This window comes from Parasphingomonas caseinilytica, assembly GCF_036663755.1.
In the GTDB taxonomy this organism is placed as follows: domain Bacteria; phylum Pseudomonadota; class Alphaproteobacteria; order Sphingomonadales; family Sphingomonadaceae; genus Sphingomonas.
Window position 1 is genome coordinate 134,183 of record NZ_JAXOJL010000001.1, and the last position, 18,266, is coordinate 152,448.

Sequence of the window (18,266 nt, forward strand, 5' to 3'; positions counted from 1 at the left end):
TCCAACGAAAGTGTAATTTGATCAGTAAGCTTCCGGCCCGGTGGACCCCGGAACAAGTCCGGGGTGACGGAGAATAACTGGATGGCGATCCGCTCTAGATAGAATGGATGGGAGCGAGCGGGGCCGCGTTCGCAACCGCCCGATCATCGTCGGATATGGCGCGCGGATCGAGCAAGGCGAGATAGGCCAGCAGGCGATCTTCCGCCTCGGTGCCGGTGCTCGATCGATTGCTCGGCCGATCCGATGATGGCGCACCCAGATCGACGAATCGGCTGCCCCAGCGATCGGCCAGTCCCAGCACCTGCTCGACATACAAAGTGACGTCGTTCGCCACGATCGACGGGAAGGGCAGGCGGTGCGTGGGGCCGGTGCTGGCGTTCGCCGCGATCGGCGCCTGGCCGAGTTCGACATGCAACGGAGAACGGAACACCGCACCGCGCACCGCATCGAGATAGCTGCGGGGCGAGAGCTGTGCCCACCACGCCACCGCCAGACAGGCGACGCCACGCGCCACGATCACCGCCGGTACGGTGCGGCGGGCAAAGGCGGCATCGAGCTGCAACGCCCAGCGGCCGTTATGGAATTTGGACAGGTCCAGTTCGACCTGCGCGATCGACACGGGCAGGCGCGGGTCGCCCTTGGCCGTCACCAGGATCGGCTGGACATGAGCGGACGCGAGTTCGGACGCAAAATCCATGACGGCTCTCCCTGTTCGGGCGCGTGGTTCCGGTGCCATTACAGGGGCGCCGACTCCGACGACGCCCCCGGACCAGAGGCTATTCCTACCGCCGTGGAGGACAATAGGCTTGCGCCGGATCGCCGCGCCGCTGCGCCGAGCGGAAATCACGTGCCGGATTCCGTTCCGTCGCGTCTTGCCGAGGCTCCTCCGAACCGGGCGTACAAGGTGGGCAGGACGAACAATGTCAGCAACGTCGCCGAGATCAGACCGCCGATGACGACGGTGGCGAGCGGCTTCTGAACCTCCGCACCGGCACCATGGCCCAGCGCCATCGGCACGAACCCGAGCGACGCGACGAGCGCAGTCATCATCACCGGTCGCAGGCGGAGCAGCGCACCTTCGCGCGCCGCCTGCGCACGATCCATCCCCTGCCGGATCAGGTCCTGGATCGAACTGACCATTACCAGACCGTTGAGGACCGCGACGCCCGAAAGCGCGATGAACCCGACCGCAGCGGAGACCGAGAACGGCATGCCGCGCAGCACGAGCGCGAAGATCCCGCCGACGAGCGCGAGCGGAACGCCGGTGAACACCAAGGCTGCGTCGCGGATCGAACCGAGCGCACCATAAAGGAGCAGCATGATCACGGCGAAGCAGATCGGTACGACGATCGACAATCTCGCCCGGGCAGCGGCGAGATTTTCGAACTGTCCGCCCCATTGCAGATAGGTGCCGGGCGACAGGACGACCTGTGCGTCGATCGCCGCTTGTGCATCGGCGACGACACCGGCCACGTCGCGCCCGCGCACGTTGGCCTGCACGACCACCCGGCGCTTGCCGTTCTCGCGGCTGATCTGGTTCGGCCCGTCGCCGATCGCGATGTCCGCGACGCTGGCGAGCGGCACGAAGCCGCCGCTCGCGGTGGGCACCGGCAATTGCCCGAGCGTCGGCAGATCCGAGCGGGAGGCCTCCGCCAGCCGGATCACCACCGGAAAGCGCCGGTCTCCTTCGAAGATCATGCCGGCCTGTCGCCCGCCGATCGTGGCGGAGACGAGATCCTGCACGTCGCCGGCGGTGACGCCGACCCGGGCCATCGCATCCCGGTTCGGGCGGATGTCGAGCAGCGGAAGGCCCTCGGTCTGTTCCACGCGCACGTCGGCGGCGCCGCGCACCTTGCGCAACACCTCCGCGATGCGGACGGCGGTGGCGTTCATCTGCGCGAAGTCGTCGCCGAACACCTTCACCGCGATATCGCCGCGCACGCCCGCGATCAGTTCGTTGAAACGCATCTGGATCGGCTGGGTGATCTCATAGGCGTTGCCGGGGATGGCCGAGACCTTCTTCTCGATCCGGGCGACTAGGTTTGCTTTGGGCAGGGAAGGATCGGGCCACTGCGCCCGTGGCTTGAGCATGACGAACGTATCGGTGGCGTTGGGCGGCATCGGGTCGGACGCGATTTCCGACGTGCCGGTGCGCGAGAAGGCGTATTTGACCTCCGGTTCGCGCGAGATGATCTTCTCGACCGCGAACTGCATCTGCTGGCTTTGCTGCACCGATGTGCCGGGCGGCCGCCACGCCTGGACGAGGATATCGCCCTCATCGAGTTGCGGCAGGAATTCCTGCCCCAGCGTGGAGAAGGCCAGAGCCGCGAGCACGATTCCGGCGAGCGCGCCGCCGATCGTGAGGCTCGGGCGGCGCATCGCGACGTCGAGGCCGGGTTCGTAGCGGCGCTTGATCGCAGCGATAATCCGGCTTTCCTTCTCATCGACGCGGCCGCCCAGGAACGCGGCGATCGCGGCCGGCACGAAGGTGACCGAGAGGACGAAGGCGAACAGCAGGGCGATGATGACGGTTAGCGCCATCGGTTCGAACATCTTGCCCTCGACGCCCGAAAAGGTGAGCAACGGGGTGTAGACCAGAACGATGATCGCCTGCCCGTATAGCGAGGGGCGGATCATCTCGCGGGCCGATGCCGCGACCACGGCGAGACGTTCGTTTAGCGGCAAGGCGCCGCCCGCCTCATGCTGTCGTTCGCCCAAACGCCGGAGCGCGTTCTCGACGATGATCACCGCGCCATCGACGATGAGGCCGAAATCGAGCGCGCCCAGACTCATCAGATTGGCCGATACGCCGGCGCGGAGCATGCCTGTCGCGGTCAGCATCATCGTGATCGGGATGATCAGAGCGGCGATGAGGGCGGCGCGGAAATTGCCGAGCAGGGCGAACAGGACGACGATCACCAACAGCGCGCCCTCGGCGAGGTTGCGGGCGACGGTGGAGATCGTCGCGTTGACGAGTTCGGTTCGGTCCAGCACCGGCTTGGCGACGATATCGGTCGGCAGCGAACGGCCGATCACTTTAAGCCGATCCGCCACTGCCGTCGCGACGGTACGGCTGTTCTCGCGGATGCGCATCACGGCAGTGCCGACGACCACTTCGCGTCCGTTTTCCGATGCGGAGCCGGTGCGGATTCCTTGCCCGCCGCGCACCTGCGCCACCTGGCTGAGCAACACGGGAACGCCCTCATGCGAGGTGACGACGGTGCGCGCGAGTTCGTCGGCGGTGCGGACGCGGGCGTCCGATCGGACGAACAGGCCGGCACCGTTCAGATCGACGGTGCCCGCGCCGACGCTGGTGTTGCTGCGTTCAAGCGCCGTTGCCAGGTCGCTGACGGTGAGGCGCATCGCTGCGAGCCGCTGCATGTCCGGGATCACGAGATATTCGCGGTCGTAGCCGCCGAGCGAATCCACGCCGGCCACGCCCTCGGTGCCGCGCAATTGCGGCGCGACGATCCATTCCTGCACGGTGTGGAGATAGGTCGCCTTGTCCGCTTCGCTGACGAGATGCTCGCCCTCCGGCGTGATGTAGCTCCCGTCGCGTTGCAGGCCGGGTTCGCCGTCGCGATGCTTCACCTGATCGAGTTCGCGATATTCGACCGTCCACATGAAGATATCGCCGAGACCGGTGGCGATCGGCCCCATCTCGGGCATGACGCCAGCGGGAAGTCGTCGTTCGGCCATGCGCATCCGCTCGGCGACCTGAGCGCGGGCGAAATAGATATCGGTGGAATCGGAGAACACCGCCGTGATCTGGGCGAAGCCGTTGCGGTTGAGCGAGCGGGTGAATTCCAGGCCCGGAATACCGGCGAGCGAGGTTTCGATCGTAAACGACACCTGCCGTTCGATCTGGTCGGGCGATAGCGACGGCGCGAGGACGTTCACCTGCACCTGATTGTTGGTGATGTCCGGCACGGCATCGATCGGCAGACCTTGCAGAGCGAAGATGCCGGTCAAAGCGGCGATGACGGAGAGCAGCAGGACCAGCCAGCGGCGCTCGACGGAGAAGGTGACGAGACGGGAGATCATTGGATCACATCTCCATTTCGCCGCTCTTGCCGAGTTCGGCCTTGAGCGTGAACGAGTTGGTCGTGGCGATCCGCTCACGGCCGGTCAGGCCCGAGGTGACGATCACCTGATCGCCGTGGCGGCGGCCGGTGGTGACGGGCAAGGCGCGGAAGCCGGTCGGCGTGCGGGCGAACACGATCGTGCGGTTCTCGACCGATTGCACGGCGGTGGACGGCACAGCGATGCTGCCGTCGCCTGTTGCCGGCAGCAGGAACGCTGCCTTCACCGGTTCGCCGACGCGCCACTCTCCCGTTAGATTGTCCAACGCGGCGATAATCTGGACGAGGCGCGTGCCATCATCGAGCACCGGCGAGACGAAGGTAACGCGGCCTTGCTGCCGCCGGCCCGTGGCGGTGACCTCGACGGGTATACCGGGGCGAACCCGACCTGCATCGGCCGGCGACACCGATGCTGTGATCGTGACGCGCGCCAGATTGGCGACGCGGTAGAGTTCGGCATTGGCATCCACCGTCTGGCCGAGCGTCGCGGGGCGGGCGATCACCTGTCCCGAAATCGGCGAGCGCATCGCGATGCGATTGAGCGCTCCGCCGCTGCCGCCCGTCGCACCCAGTTGCTGTTGCGCCAGACGAAGCGAGATGCCAGCCTCGGTCGCCGCGGTGCGGGCCGCGACCAGATCCTGTTCCGGCGAGACCCGTTCGGTGAACAGCCGTTGTTCGCGCCGGAGATTGGACTGGGCGAGCGAGAGGCGCGCCCGTGCCGCCTGCACCTCGGCGTTGAGCGATGCGGCCTCGCGGCTTTCGATCACGGCGAGCGTATCGCCCTGACGAATGGTCTGGCCGAGATTGCGGCTCAGCGCGACGAGGCGACCGCCGATCGTCGCGGAGACGATCTGCAACCCTTGCGGATCGGCCTGGACGAGCGCCGGCACTTCAAGCGCACCGGCAACGCCGCCCACCGTCGGGATTGCCACCTCGATTCCTGCGTCAGCGATCTGACGTGCGGAGAGGGTGACGGCATCCTTGTCAGCCTTGGCGGCTTCGCTTTTTTCCATTCCCGCCATCGTGTCGGGCTTGTCGTCGGTCTTGCCGCCACAGGCACCGAGCGCCAGCGGGATCAGCGTAGAGGCGAGTGTCGCCTTGATCGTCCGGTTCATCGTGCGTCCTTCGTGATTTGGGGTGCCGGGGCGACGAGGCGTTCGAGCCGCGCTTCGGCATCGTGATAGGCGGCCAGCGCATCGATCGCGGCCGAGCGGGTTTCGGCCAGCGTGCGTTCGGCCTCGAGCAGATCGAGCTGACCGAATTTGCCTTCGCGGTAGCCGATGCGCGCGATTCGGGCGGCCTCTTGCGCGGCGGCTAACGTCGGTCCGGTCATGTTACGGGCCGTCGTCGCGGCGTTGGCGGCATCGGTGCGGGCGTTGGCGATGGCCTGTGCCGCATCGAGTAAAGCGACGCGCCGGTTGGCATCCGCTTGCTGGCGCTGGGCGGACGCCATGTCGATCGCGGCCTGGCCATTGTTGAAGAAGGGCAGCGGCACCGACACGCTGAACACGCCGGCCACATCCTTGCTCGCCTGGATCCGCCGCGCCGCCGCGCCGATCGTGATGTTGGGCACGCGCTGGCTGCGCGCGAGCCGGACCTGAGCGGTTGCCGTGGAGAGATCCGCCCGCGCGGCGACAGCAGCGAGCGTATCGCCGATCTCCGCCGGGCGTCCCGGCCCTGCCGCATCGACGCGATCGAACCATCCGACGTCCAATTGGGTCGTGATCCGTCCCGTCAGCAAGGCGAGATTGTCGATTGCCACCTGCGCGGAGCGTTCGGCCCGCTCGGCGGCACCTTGCGCGTTCAGGCGCGCGACATCCGCGCGCTGCTCCTCGAACGGCGATGCGCGACCTGCGGCTACCCGGATTCGAGCGGCGCGCAGCACTTCAGTTGCGATGTCGACCTGATCACGCGCATTGGCGGCGCGGCGCTGGCTGGCGATTGCGGCACCGTAAGCCTGTGTCACGCGCAACCGAAGGTCGGCATTGGCGATAACGGTGTCCAGCTCCGCTCGCCCGAGTTGTGCGTCGGCAAGGGCGATCCGTGCCGAACGCTTCCCGCCGAGTTCGATCGGCAGCGACATTCCCGCCGTGGTCTCCGACGAACGCAGGCCGCGATAGGCTCCAGAGCCGGCGACGTTCTCCGTCATGGCGTCGAACGACGGATTTGGCCGCAGGCCTGCGATCCTGCGCTGTGCCTGCGCCGCCTGGACGCCGGATTGCGAGGCTTCGATCGCCGGAGAAGAAACGCCGGCCGCGGCGAGCGCGTCGTCCAGCGTCAGCGCCGGTTCGGTCGATGCCGATGCCGGATTTTGCGCCTGCAGCGACGATGCGCAGGCGCCAGCGACCGATAAGGCCGCGATGATGCGATACATGGAATGCTCCTGACAGGGTCATGTTCGGGCGCGATTGCGCGCCCGCGTGACGTGTCAGGCTTTGGGTGGGCGCAGGGCCTGTTCGAGCTCGCGGCCGGCCAGCGCCTCGCCGCGCTGCGTTGCGAACACGCGCAAAACGGCGACGGGTGCGGCGGCGATGTCGCTGGATACCGGCGTGCCGACGTGATGGCCGTGGCAGCTCAGGTGACGCGGACAATCCTTGTCGCAATCGGCCGGGACCTGATCGCCGTCGCAATAGACCGGCTCATGCGCCGCCGCCGACATTTCGGGGCAGGGGCTTACCTCCACAGCCTGCGCCATGCCGGTCCACGCGGTGACCAGCATGATGAGGGAGAGGAATATAACCAGCTTGCGCACGGCCCGGCCATAGCATCACTTTTAGCGGATGTAATCCTCGGACGGAGCATCAAGATATCGGGAGCCGCCGCTCGGTGCTTCGCTGCTCGGCATTGTAACAAAATATTTCTCGAAACCGTGTCGATCGGGTGAACCGAATATGAACGAAGCCGTTCAGGCCGGGATATCGGCACGTGCCTAGAGTGCGGCCCAAAGGCAGCCGGGTCACCGGTTTGCTTCAACCCGAAGGTAAGTGAGAGAGTTCGATGGCGACACGCGCGATGCCCTTACCCGCCGGCCCCGATGAAACGAAGCGGGCAAAGGGCGCGCTTCAGGCGCTCAATTTCTTCATGGCCGATATGCAGGCCGGGATCGGCCCGTTCCTCGGCGTGTTCCTCCAGCAAAAGGGCTGGACCGCAGGCCCGATCGGTACCGTGATGACGGCCGGTGGGGTGGCCGGTATGATCATGACGGTGCCGGCCGGCGCGTTCATCGACCATACCGAGAAGAAACGGCTCGTCGTCATCGTCACCGGCATCTGTACGGTCATGGCGTCGTTCCTGATCCTGCTGTCGCAATCGGGGCTGGTCGTCACCGTGAGTCAGGTCGCGACCGCGATCGCGGGAGCCGCGATCGGGCCGGCCGTAACCGGCATGACGCTGGGGATCGTGCGGCAAAAGGGGTTCAACGCCCAGAACGGGCGTAACCAGGCCTGGAACCATGCCGGCAATATGGTGGGGGCCGGCCTGTCCGGCTATCTCGGCTGGAAGTTCGGCATGCCGGCGATCTTCTATCTGGCCGCGGTGTTCGGCGTACTCGCGATCACCGCAGTACTGACGATCCCGGAAAAGGCGATCGACCACCGCGCGGCGCGGGGCCTGGAAGGGAAAGCCAAGGATGGCGAGACCGACGAAGCAGGCGGAGGTCAGGCCGAGGGGTTCAAGACGCTGTTGCGTAACAAGCCGATTTTGATCCTCGCCGCGTCGCTTGCTTGCTTCCATCTCGGTAACGGCGCGATGCTGCCGCTCTACGGGCTCGCCGTCGTCGGTGCGGGCAAGGGCAACGCCGCTTTGTTCGTCGCCGAGACGGTGATGGTCGCGCAGGCGGTGATGATCGTCACCGCCCTGATCGCGATGCGGATGGCGGCGGGCAGGGGCTATTGGCTCGTCATGCTGATATCGTTCGCGGCTTTGCCGTTGCGGGGAATGTTGGCGGGCACGTTCATCGAACATTGGGGCGTGTGGCCGGTACAGGCCTTGGACGGAATCGGTGCGGGATTACAAAGCGTTGCGGTGCCGGGGCTGGTCGCGTGCCTGCTCAACGGCACTGGGCGCGTGAATGTCGGACAGGGCGCGGTGATGACGATTCAGGGCCTCGGCGCGTGCCTAAGCCCCGCTATCGGCGGCTGGCTCGCGCAGGAACTGGGCTATCACGTCGCCTTCTACATCCTTGGCAGTTTCGCCCTGGTCAGCGTCGGCCTGTGGGTCGGGTTCGCCGGCACGCTGCGACCGGCCTGTGCGGGTAGCGGTGATGACGGGGCGGAGAACGACGCGTGACCGCGTCGATCACGTGGGTCCATATTGGCGATCTGCATATGGACGAGGCGGACGGGCTGATCAGCAGGCAGCGTCTTCAGGCCATCGTCGCCGAGATTGGAACCCATATCGGGGCGTCGGCGGATTTCGTGTTCCTGCCGGGCGACAATGCGAACCACGCCACCCCCGAGCAATATCGGCATATCGTAGATGCACTGGCCCCACTCGGTTTGCCCTGGCGGGTTATTCCGGGCGATCACGATTTCGAAAATGGCGATCTCGCCAGTTACGAGGCGGCCTTTCCGGAGGCATGTCGGCCGGAGTCCGAAGTGATCGCGGGGCATCGCTGCATCTTTCTCGACATGATCTCGGCCGGCGCCGGTGGCCCGGATTTCCGACTGACGATGCATCACCGCAACCGCTTGCTGGAGGAACTGGCGCGGGCCGAGGCCGAGCAGCAGACGCCGATCGTTTTCATGCACGCTTATCCCGGCGATCTCGCTGCCGATGGCGAGACGATCGCGCGAACCTTCGCCGATGCGCGCGTCGCCTTCGTCGACACCGGCCACACGCATTACAACGAACTGCTCAACGACGGCCGCGTCGTCTATGGCGCGACGCGCTCGACCGCACAGATCGAGGAGGATGACGGGCGGCCGGGCTATGCGATCGTCACGGTCCATGATCGCGTTCCGAGCTGGCGGTTCAAGCGGCTGGGTACGCCTTGGCCCTTCGTGCAGTTCGTGGCGCCGGCCGATTACCGGATGGTTACCCGTCCGGCCGACAGCCGGCAAGTACCGCGTCCGGGTGAGTTCGAGGTGATCGCCAAGGTATACGGATGGTCCGGCGAACCCGTGACGTTGCGGATCGGGGACGAAGAGCATGCTATGATCCGCTCGACCGATACTGGGCTGATGAGCGTCACGGTGGCGCTGGAGGCTGGCCTGCACACGCTCGTCGTCGCCTCGGGCGAGGATCGCGACACGATCCGGGTGCTCGTCCGTGCGGAAGACGATATTCCACGCCGCAGCGTTCCGATCGCACCGGGTCGCGACGTGCATGCGATCGGTGCCTGGCCCGATCACGGCATCGAGGGCACGCAACTCGGCCCCAACAAGAACGGGCGGCATTGGTGATCCTGGCGTCTGGTGTGACCTGGGGGATTTGCGCCGCCGCGACGGCCGGCGTGATCTCGCGCCCGTTCCGCTGGCCGGAGGCGATCTGGGCGGTCGCCGGTGCCGTTTTGCTGTCGATCCTCGGGCTGATGCCGCCCGCCGCCGCGCTAGGTGCGGTCGGCAAGGGGATGGACGTCTATCTGTTCCTGATCGGCATGATGCTGCTCAGCGAAACGGCGCGCGAACAGGGGCTGTTCGACTGGGTGGCCGCGACCGCCGCGATCAGGGCGCGCGGATCGACGGTCCGGCTGTTCACTCTGGTCTATGTGACGGGGATTATCACGACGACGTTCCTCTCCAACGACGCGACTGCCGTCGTGCTGACCCCGGCAGTGTATGCCGCCGCCCGAAAGGCCAAAGCCGAGCCGCTGCCTTTGCTGTTCGCCTGCGCGCTGATCGCCAATGCCGCCAGCTTCGTGCTGCCGATCTCTAATCCCGCGAACCTCGTCCTCTACGGCGGAAAGATGCCGCCGCTAGGGCAATGGTTCGGATCGTTCGCGCTGCCATCGTTGGCGGCGATCCTCGTCACCTATCTGGCGCTGCGCTGGGTGGAGCGGAAGCGGCTGATCGGCGCATGCGAATGCGATGTCGATCGCGATCCGCTATCGACCGGCGGCAAGGCGGCATTCGGAGGGATCGCAGCGACCGCAGTGCTGCTGATCGTCATGTCGGCCTTCGATCTGCCGTTGGGCCTGCCGACGTGCATCGCCGGCGTCGCGACGATGCTGGGCGTCTGCATGCTGGCCGGGCGTTCGCCGATCAAGGTGGCGGGTTCGGTGTCGTGGAGCGTGTTGCCGCTGGTCGCCGGGCTGTTCGTACTGGTCGAGGCGCTGGATCGGACGGGTGTGATCGGTAGCGTCGCGCAGGCGCTGCAGCGAGCGTCGGCCGATCCCGTCCGCGCCGCCGCAGTGTCCGGCACGATCCTCGCTTTCGCATCGAACCTGATGAACAACCTGCCCGCCGGGCTTGTCGCCAGCACCGCCGTGGCACAGGCCCATCCGCCCCGTCTGGTCGTAGACGCCCTGTTGATCGGCGTCGATCTGGGCCCCAATTTGTCGATCACCGGGTCGCTCGCCACCATCCTCTGGCTTCAGGCCATTCGCCGCGAAGGCGAGGATGTCGGCTTCTGGCGCTTCCTCAAGGTCGGGACGGTGACGATGATCCCGGCGCTGGCCGCGGCGCTCGGGGCGCGTCTGATGATCGGCTGAGCGCGGCGCTGAGATCCGTAACCGGACGCAGCCCGATGAACGGTCGCAGCCAGCCGATCCGTCGTCCGGCATCGTAAAACACCCAGCAGCCGATCGCCGTGGCGGGGACGAGGATCGCGAACTCGGCCGCCGCCCCGACGTGCAATGGCTTCAGCCAGGCTTCGACCACGACGATGATCGTCTGGTGGATGATATAGAAGGGGAAGGTCGCCTCGGCGAGCGTCGCGCGCCATCGATGGTCGCTGTTCCAGAAGCGCTCGGCTATACCGATCAAGGCGGCGATCGCCGTCCAGGTCTCCAGATGACGGACGATCCGATAGGTCCAGAGCACCGGCGCGCTGTCCGGGAAGGTGAAGTCGGGCCAGCGCAGCAGCAGCGCGGCAATCGTGGCGAAGCACAGGCCCGCGATGGCTGCCGCCGTCCGCCAATGCCGGGCGAACGCCGCCAGCACGGCGGGTGATCCGGCAAGGCCGAAGCCGAACAGGAAGGCCGGGACATAGCGCAGATGGGCGACGCCATCGTTGATCAGATCGTGCGTATCCTCCGGCCGGTGGAACAATACGGTTTCGATCAGCAGCAGATACGCCGCCGGCACCGCGATCGCGCGCCACCCCGCGAAGACCCGGTCGAACATCTTCTGCCCGCGCGAGGACCGGTTCAGCCACACGGCCACGGCAAGCGCCGCGGTGTAGACCCAGAGGTACAGCACGAACCAGAGGTGGTTCCAGGTCGGCAGCATGATGCCGTCGAGCGTGCCGAAGCGGAAATAATCCTGCGTCCAGAAATGGAGGAAGCCGGCCGCATAGCCGTGCTGTGTGGACAATTCGACCCAGGCCTGGGGCGGAACGATCACCGCGATGCCGAACGCGAGCGGCACGAGCAGGCGTGCGGAGCGATTGCGGAAGAACGCGCCGACGCCCCGCGACTTCGCCGCCAGCGCCCGGCTGGCATAGCCGGATACGACGAAAAGCAGGGTGAGCCGCCACGGGCTGGTCAGGAACATCGGGATCTCGGCCCAAATGATCGGCTGCGCGGTCTTCACCTGGAAGCCCCACGGCACGAACACCATGCCGACATGATAGAGGATCAGCAGGCCGAACGCCCCGATCCTCAGCCAATCCATTCCGTAATGCCGTTCCATATTCGCCTCCGAAATCCTGTGATCAGGCAAGGGTGGCGGGGGATGGGAACGGGCACTATCACCGAGGGATGGCAGGCGGATCGGCAGGGATGGCGGCGGGGCAACCGGGGACGAGCGGCGGCTGGCGCGGGATGAACGGCGCGCAACGCCGGATCATGGCCTTGTTCGTCGCCGGCTTCCTTACGGTCGTGGCGCTGATCCTCGTCGCGAACGCCGAATCGACGATCAGCGATCTGGCTGCTTCCGGCGCGCGTATTCCGGCCCATCTGGTCTGGTCGTGGGAATGGAGCAGCATGATCGGGTGGCTGAGCCTTTATCCATTTTTGTGGTGGGCGGTGGCGCGGTTCAAACCGCCGCGATCGTCCTGGCCGCTGGCGATCGTGCTGCTGATCGGCGGAAGCATCCTGGTGTCGGGCTGGCACATCGCGGTGATGGTCGCGATCCGGCACGTCTATTACGACGCCACAGGCCACGGGCCGTACCGGTTCTTCGGCGTGATCGGCGACCGCCTGCTCTACGAATTCCGCAAGGACGTTTCGACCTACGTCCAGTTCGTGGCGATGGCGGCGCTGGTGCAGTGGCTGATCGCTCGCGCCGCCGAACAGCCGGCGGTCACGGCGGCGCGTATCCTGACCATTCAGGACGGGACCATTCGCCACGCCATCCCGATCGATGAAATCGACGCGATCCGCGCGGCCGGAAACTATGTCGAGGTGATGTGGGCAGGCCGCACGTTGCTGCACAGAGCGACGCTCACCGCGACCGAGGCCGAACTCGGTGACGCCTTCGCCCGGATCCACCGCGCGCAACTGGTCCGGCGAGAGGCCATCCGCCGCATCGCGACGGACAAATCGGGCGATTTCGTCGTGACGTTGCAGGACGGAGCGGAGTTCCGGGGCAGTCGCCGGTATCGCGGCGGCGTAGAAGATCTATAGGCGACGGTCGCGCCAGGCGGCACCGATCCCGGCCACGAGATCGTATGGGATCGCAGCACCTTCGCGCAACCACATCTTCATTTGCAATTGTCGCGAGCCGCGTGCGGCGAGCCGAACGGGTCGGCTCGCAAGACCCATGAGAAGAAAGAGCATGCGGACACGCGGCTGATGATAGGCATCGGTACAGGTCAGGATCGCGGCATAATCATGAGCGCGCGCATAAGCCGAAGCGGCGCGAACCGTTTGAAGCGTGTCGGCGCTGACGTCGTCGAGAATGAGCCGGTCGGCGGAAACGGCACCGTCCAGCATTCCGGCCATTACAGCGGCTTCCGATGGCGGATGGGTTCCGACGCCGCCCGACAGGAACAGATCCACCGCCGGATCCGCTTCGGCGATGGCGGCGGCATATCCGACGCGACGCGCCAAGGCAGGGCTTGCGCTGCCATCGGGGCGGACGGCGGCCCCGAACACGACGGCGAGCGTGCGCCCGCCCGGAGGGGTGTTCTTGGTCATCACGATCGGGTAGCGGAGCCGCCGACGATCCGGAACTCCTTTCGTTTCGATCGGGTGGCAGGCAAGTGGGAGGCCGGCCAATGAAACTTTTTGTTAGGTGAGTGGTTTTCGGCTGATGGGGATAAAAACAAATTCAGGCTTGAGGATGGGGCGCTTCGGACGATTGGATCTCCGCAAGATTCTGGTGTTGGTCCCGGCCGCTTTGCTCACTGCCGGCCTGTCCTATAGCCTGTCCTCGCCGACCAGCGGCTCGCTGATCGCGGCAGCGCTTGCCGATCCGCTATCCGTATTCGCAGATCGGTCGCCCGGTACCAGGACGACGGCGGCGCTCAACCAGACCAAGAAGGCGCGCGCGCATAGCAAGGATGGGTCGCGCGCAGTCGCAGCGAATCCCCCGAGCGAACGCGTGCTGACCAATGTCCGGACGCGGCCGCCCGTCGCTGTGCCGGACGCTTCGCAATATACCGACGCGCTGCTGACGACGCCGTTGGCGAGCGATGGCGCGGCGGTCGTTCCCGATATCGGCATCCTTCCGCCGGCAGCGGTGGCACCCACCGGCATCGGATCGATACCGGGCTTCGCGCCGGGCGGCGTTGGTTTCCTGCCCGGTGGTGGTGGTGGCGGTGGCGGCGGAGTAGTGCCCGTCGAGCCGGGCGCGCCGGTGGCGGGCGTGCCGGAAACCTCGACCTGGTTGATGCTGATCGTCGGTTTCTTCGCGATCGGCTGGTCGCTGCGATCCCGGCCCAAGGGCTTTTTCGGGGAGCGTGAGCGGGTTTCGGGATGACCGGCAGCGATCGGCGGCGATCGTCCTCGATCTGGCCTTACATCGTCGCTGCCATCGGCCTTTGCGTCTGCGTGATCGTGGCATGGTCGGTTGCCGTCGAACGCCAGCCGGCTCAGCCGCTCCCGCCACAACCCAGCCCAGCGGGGGCGCGGATAAGCTATGCTGTCGGAAATTATCCCAAGCTCGTGTCGCCCGATGGCAGCGTGCATGAGGTGCGCAGCATCCTTAACGAGCGCAAACCGATCCGGTTCGGCGATTACGTCTGGAACGATGGCGGCGTGCCGCAGGGACCATCCTGGATCAGGGTCGATCTCGCGCGGCAGACGATGTCGATCTTTCGTGCTGGCCATGAAATCGGATCGGCGGTCATTCTGTTCGGCACCGATGGCAAACCAACGCCGTCCGGCGTCTTCCCGATCCTGGCCAAGGCGGAAACGCATCGCTCGTCGTTATACGATGCGGATATGCCGTTCATGCTTCGGCTGACCAGCGACGGAGTCGCCATCCACGCGAGCAATGTGCGGCAGGGATCGGCCACGCATGGGTGCGTCGGCATCCCGGAGGGTTTCGCCAAGCTGGTCTTCGCGGAAATGCAGCGCGGTGACGAAGTCGTCATCATACCGGAGGCGGAAGCGGCTCGCCGCGCCCGAACTGAGGCCGCCGGCGAAAAACCTGCCTAACGTCCTTCTAACCATGGCCTGAAACCTCGCCGAGAGGGGACCCGTGTCAAATCTTCCGTGCTTCACGGGAGATGGACTGATGCACGGTGGAAACGCGCGACGAAGGCTGGCGACTTTCGCGTTCCTGTGTCTGGCGGCACCGGCGCTGATGGGCGCAACCAGCCTGGCACCGTTGTTCGACGCCCGGATCCTGGCGGTCCATAATCGCGAACGCGCGACCTTGGGGATCGCGCCGCTGCGGTGGAATGCCGATCTCGCGGTATCCGCGCAACGCTGGGCCGATCACCTCGCCGCGACCGGAGCGTTCGAACACGCACCCGAACTGCCGACCAATCCGCAGGGCGAAAACCTGTGGGCGGGGACCAAGGGCTATTATCCGCTCGAGGCGAGGATCGAGGCGTGGATCCGCGAGAAGCGCTATTTCAAGCAGGGGACGTTCCCCGACAACAGCGTCACCGGCAAGGTGGCCGATGTGGGGCATTACACGCAGCTTATGTGGCGCGAAACGCACGAGGTCGGGTGCGCGCAGGCGACCGGGGATCGGGAGGATGTGTTCGTCTGCCGTTATAGCAGCGCGGGAAACTATATTGGTGAACGGGCCTTCTGACGGCGCATAAATAGCAATCTTTTCCGGACCATCACGCAAAGTTCGCCGTGACCCGTTCAGCTTGAGGCTCTATGAGCCACAGCATGAACGGGCGGTGTTTCGACCTTTGCAGATGGACAGATTGATGAACGACCGACGCCCTTTCACCCGCCGGATCGCCCCCGCACTGATGTTCGCCGCTTTGGCCGCCACGATGCCCGGTTTTGCGCAGCAGGCGGTGGTGGTGCCCCGGCCGCTGCTCAGCCCGGTCGTCGCGCTCCCGACGCTGACCGACGCCCAGGCCGCCCTGCTCGCCACGCTGATCGATCGCGATTCGATCGCGCAAGGGTTACAGGAGAGTGCGACGCCGCGCGCCGTGCCGCTCGGCCGCGACGCGCTGGTTCGCGCTGCGCTGGATCATGCCAGTGCGGTCCATGCCGGGCGCTTGATCGAGGACGATTTCCAGCTCGAATGGGGCATCAGGCCCCCGGCTTACGATCCGCTGCCCGCTTTCGCCGCCGCCGTGGCCAGCGATCGGCTGGCGAGCTGGATCGCGTCGCTGCCGCCGCCTTATGCCGGTTACGATACGCTCGTTGCCGGGCTCGCGCGCTATCGCGCCCTTGCCGCCGCGGGCGGTTGGACGGCGCTCGCCGGGACCGACCTGAAACCCGATGCCAGCGGCCCCGCGGTCGCGGCGTTGCGGAAGCGGATCGCGATCGAGGATGCGACGCTGGATGCCAGTGGCGATCGCTATGATGCGGCGCTGACCGAAGCGGTGCGCCGCGCACAGCAGCGCTACGGGCTCAACCCCACCGGGGCGGCGGGTGCCCAGACGATCGCCGCACTGAACGTGCCGGTCGAGGCGCGCATTCGGCAGATCATGGCCAATATGGAGCGCTGGCGCTGGCTACCGGGCGAACTGCCCAAGAACCGCATCCAGGTGAACATCGCCGCGGCGGTGCTGACCGTGTTCGAGGGCGACACGCCGGTGATGTCGATGAAGGCGGTGACCGGACGCCCGGGTGCGGAAACGCCGATGCTCGTGTCGCAGATTCACAGCGTGGTGCTCAATCCGCCCTGGAACGTGCCGTCCACGATCGCCAACCGCGAATTGTGGCCGAAGGAAAAGGCCAAGCCCGGTTACCTGAAGCGCAACGGCTTCCGCATCATCGACACCGGGGATGGCGGCAAGCGGCTGCAGCAATCCTCGGAGCGGAGCGCGCTTGGCAAGTTCAAGTTCGATTTTGACAACAGGTTCGCGGTGTATCTACATGATACGCCAGCCCAATCCGGCTTCGCCAAATTCGACCGGCTGTCGAGCCACGGCTGCGTACGGCTTGAAAAACCCGCCGATCTCGCGAAACTGCTGCTCAAGAACACGCCCGAATGGACGCCCGACGCGATCGATGCGACCGTGGATGGCGGCAAGACGGTGCGCGCGAGCATGGCCGACCGCGAGGCGGTGTATCTGCTGTACTGGACCGCGTTCGCCAATGCGAATGGCGTGGTCAGCTTCCGTAACGATCCCTATCGCTGGGATGGCACGCTCGCGACCAAGATCGAAACCCGACAGGCGCGCCAGGCGCTCGCTTCTTTGTGAGAGACACGATGATCAAACCGACCCGTTCGCCCAAGGTTTTGCCTGCGCTGTTCGCGACCTTGCTGCTGGCCGGCGCGCTGGCTGCCTGCTCGCGCGATGAGCCAGAGCGTGCGCCGGAGAACGACGTTCAGCAGATCGAAGATTTGCCGCCGACGCCGACCCCCACGCCCAGCCCGACAAGGGCCGCACTCCCCGTGCCCGACGCCACGATCCAGTCCAACGCGATCGACGAACTGAGCGAAGCGCCGCCGGAGCCCGACGCCCAGATGCTGGACGATGCGGCCGCGTCCGGCATGACGGCGCGGGCCTCGCGCGGCGAGCCGCAGCAGCAGGCTCCGGCCGAGGTTGTTGAGCGAAAGTAACGGCCGGGCTAAGCTCTCGCCTTCGACTTCACGGTCCTGGTTTTCCTGTCGGGGTTTGCTGCATCGTCGCGCTGGTGAGGCCGACGGACGATCGGCGGTATGAAGCCAAGTTCGAGCAGATTGGCGACGCGCAGATCCCGGTCGGCGGCCGTCCGGGCCCCCAGGACGATTACGACGATGCGGACGCCGTTCCGCTTGGCGGATGCCGCGAGATTGTAACCGGCGTCGACCGTGTAGCCGGTCTTGATGCCATCGACTCCGGTGACCTTGCCGAGCAGATGATTGTGGTTGCGCATCGTCCGCGTGTTCCAGCGCACGTTGCGCGTCGCGAAATAGCTGTAATATTCGGGATAGCGGTGGATCAGCGCGAGGGACAGCGTGGCCATGTCACGCGCCGTTGTGCGATTGCCTGGGTTTTTCAGCCCGGTCGCATTGGCGAAATGGGTATTGCGCAGCCCCAGCCGTCCGGTGGCGGCGTTCATGCGCGAGACGAAATTCTTTTCGCTGCCCGCCAGTGCCTCGGCCATCGCAACGGTGACGTCGTTGGCCGAATCGACAGCGATGATGCGGAGTGCATTGCGCACCGACAGCGTCTTGCCCGCGGCGATGCCCAGGCGCGAGGGCGGCTGGTTGGCGGCATGACGGGAGATCGCGATCGACGCGTCCGGCTCCAGGTCACCCTTGGCCAGAGCCTCGAAGGTGAGGAACATCGTCATCATCTTGGTCAAAGATGCCGGTGCCCGAACCCGCTCGGGCGCATCGCGGTAGAGTGTCGCGCCGGTCGCTGCATTCACCACCAGCGCAGACACCGGCGGCAAGGCCTTTTGCCGGGCCTCCGCGATTGTCGGAAACAAGGCGATCGTCGTTGCCGTCATCGCCAGTCGCAACGCCGCGTTGCGCATTACCATCCACATAAATTCACTCAGTCATTCGA

The 18,266-nt window shown here is 66.0% G+C and carries 17 protein-coding genes; 9 read left to right on the forward strand and 8 right to left on the reverse strand.

Annotated elements, in window-relative coordinates:
- Nucleotides 1–94: 94 nt before the first annotated feature.
- The 5 genes from U1738_RS00565 to U1738_RS00585 form a co-directional block, all read right to left on the reverse strand.
- On the reverse strand, nt 95–697 hold the full coding sequence (locus tag U1738_RS00565; RefSeq protein ID WP_332787091.1) for an alpha/beta hydrolase: 603 nt from the start codon (nt 695–697) through the stop codon (nt 95–97).
- A 146-nt stretch (nt 698–843) separates the two neighbouring features.
- Complete coding sequence (locus U1738_RS00570) at nt 844–4,044, reverse strand: efflux RND transporter permease subunit (protein WP_332787092.1); 3,201 nt, start codon at nt 4,042–4,044, stop codon at nt 844–846.
- A gap of 4 nt (nt 4,045–4,048) precedes the next feature.
- Nucleotides 4,049–5,197, reverse strand: coding sequence for an efflux RND transporter periplasmic adaptor subunit (locus U1738_RS00575; RefSeq protein WP_332787093.1), 1,149 nt, complete (start codon nt 5,195–5,197; stop codon nt 4,049–4,051).
- Nucleotides 5,194–6,456, reverse strand: a complete 1,263-nt coding sequence (locus U1738_RS00580) for a TolC family protein (RefSeq protein WP_332787094.1) — start codon at nt 6,454–6,456, stop codon at nt 5,194–5,196. Before U1738_RS00580 ends, U1738_RS00575 begins: the two co-directional genes overlap by 4 nt.
- A 54-nt stretch (nt 6,457–6,510) precedes the next feature.
- The gene (locus tag U1738_RS00585; protein WP_332787095.1) at nt 6,511–6,834 is read right to left on the reverse strand and encodes a hypothetical protein; all 324 of its coding nucleotides are present in this window, start codon (nt 6,832–6,834) and stop codon (nt 6,511–6,513) included.
- Between the two features lie 245 nt (nt 6,835–7,079).
- Between U1738_RS00585 and U1738_RS00590 the strand changes: the two genes are divergently transcribed.
- Genes U1738_RS00590 through U1738_RS00600 form a run of 3 tightly spaced genes read left to right on the forward strand, consistent with a single transcriptional unit; the run spans nt 7,080 to nt 10,731 of the window.
- The gene (locus tag U1738_RS00590) at nt 7,080–8,369 is read left to right on the forward strand and encodes an MFS transporter (RefSeq protein ID WP_332787096.1); all 1,290 of its coding nucleotides are present in this window, start codon (nt 7,080–7,082) and stop codon (nt 8,367–8,369) included.
- On the forward strand, nt 8,366–9,484 hold the full coding sequence (locus U1738_RS00595; protein WP_332787097.1) for a metallophosphoesterase family protein: 1,119 nt from the start codon (nt 8,366–8,368) through the stop codon (nt 9,482–9,484). The genes U1738_RS00590 and U1738_RS00595 overlap by 4 nt, the downstream gene beginning before the upstream one ends.
- On the forward strand, nt 9,481–10,731 hold the full coding sequence (locus U1738_RS00600; protein WP_332787098.1) for an arsenic transporter: 1,251 nt from the start codon (nt 9,481–9,483) through the stop codon (nt 10,729–10,731). The genes U1738_RS00595 and U1738_RS00600 overlap by 4 nt, the downstream gene beginning before the upstream one ends.
- On the opposite strand, the gene U1738_RS00605 is transcribed toward U1738_RS00600, so the two are convergent.
- Nucleotides 10,661–11,872, reverse strand: coding sequence for an acyltransferase family protein (locus U1738_RS00605; protein WP_332787099.1), 1,212 nt, complete (start codon nt 11,870–11,872; stop codon nt 10,661–10,663). The genes U1738_RS00600 and U1738_RS00605 overlap by 71 nt on opposite strands.
- Nucleotides 11,873–11,940: 68 nt before the next feature.
- On the opposite strand from U1738_RS00605, the gene U1738_RS00610 reads away from it, so the two are divergent.
- A complete protein-coding gene (locus tag U1738_RS00610; protein WP_332787100.1) occupies nt 11,941–12,807 on the forward strand; it encodes a LytTR family DNA-binding domain-containing protein in 867 nt (288 codons plus the stop codon).
- Here the strand turns inward: U1738_RS00610 and U1738_RS00615 are convergent.
- Nucleotides 12,802–13,320: a YdcF family protein gene (locus U1738_RS00615; protein WP_332787101.1), complete on the reverse strand. Its 519-nt coding sequence runs from the start codon at nt 13,318–13,320 to the stop codon at nt 12,802–12,804. The genes U1738_RS00610 and U1738_RS00615 overlap by 6 nt on opposite strands.
- A 163-nt stretch (nt 13,321–13,483) precedes the next feature.
- On the opposite strand from U1738_RS00615, the gene U1738_RS00620 reads away from it, so the two are divergent.
- The 5 genes from U1738_RS00620 to U1738_RS00640 all read left to right on the forward strand — a co-directional run bounded on the left by U1738_RS00620 (nt 13,484) and on the right by U1738_RS00640 (nt 17,332).
- Nucleotides 13,484–14,104 (forward strand): hypothetical protein, encoded by a 621-nt coding sequence (locus U1738_RS00620; RefSeq protein ID WP_332787102.1) that lies wholly within the window; start codon nt 13,484–13,486, stop codon nt 14,102–14,104.
- Nucleotides 14,101–14,784, forward strand: coding sequence for a L,D-transpeptidase family protein (locus U1738_RS00625; protein ID WP_332787103.1), 684 nt, complete (start codon nt 14,101–14,103; stop codon nt 14,782–14,784). The genes U1738_RS00620 and U1738_RS00625 overlap by 4 nt, the downstream gene beginning before the upstream one ends.
- 79 nt (nt 14,785–14,863) lie before the next feature.
- Nucleotides 14,864–15,391 carry a CAP domain-containing protein gene (locus tag U1738_RS00630; RefSeq protein ID WP_332787104.1) on the forward strand — a complete coding sequence of 176 codons (528 nt, stop codon included), beginning with the start codon at nt 14,864–14,866 and terminating at the stop codon, nt 15,389–15,391.
- 124 nt (nt 15,392–15,515) lie between these two features.
- Nucleotides 15,516–16,970: a L,D-transpeptidase family protein gene (locus U1738_RS00635; protein ID WP_332787105.1), complete on the forward strand. Its 1,455-nt coding sequence runs from the start codon at nt 15,516–15,518 to the stop codon at nt 16,968–16,970.
- An 8-nt stretch (nt 16,971–16,978) separates the two neighbouring features.
- Nucleotides 16,979–17,332 (forward strand): hypothetical protein, encoded by a 354-nt coding sequence (locus tag U1738_RS00640; protein WP_332787106.1) that lies wholly within the window; start codon nt 16,979–16,981, stop codon nt 17,330–17,332.
- Between the two features lie 8 nt (nt 17,333–17,340).
- Here the strand turns inward: U1738_RS00640 and U1738_RS00645 are convergent, their stop codons facing one another.
- Entirely contained in the window at nt 17,341–18,240 is a 900-nt protein-coding gene (locus U1738_RS00645; RefSeq protein ID WP_332787107.1) for a D-alanyl-D-alanine carboxypeptidase family protein, read from the reverse strand.
- Nucleotides 18,241–18,266: the final 26 nt, after the last annotated feature.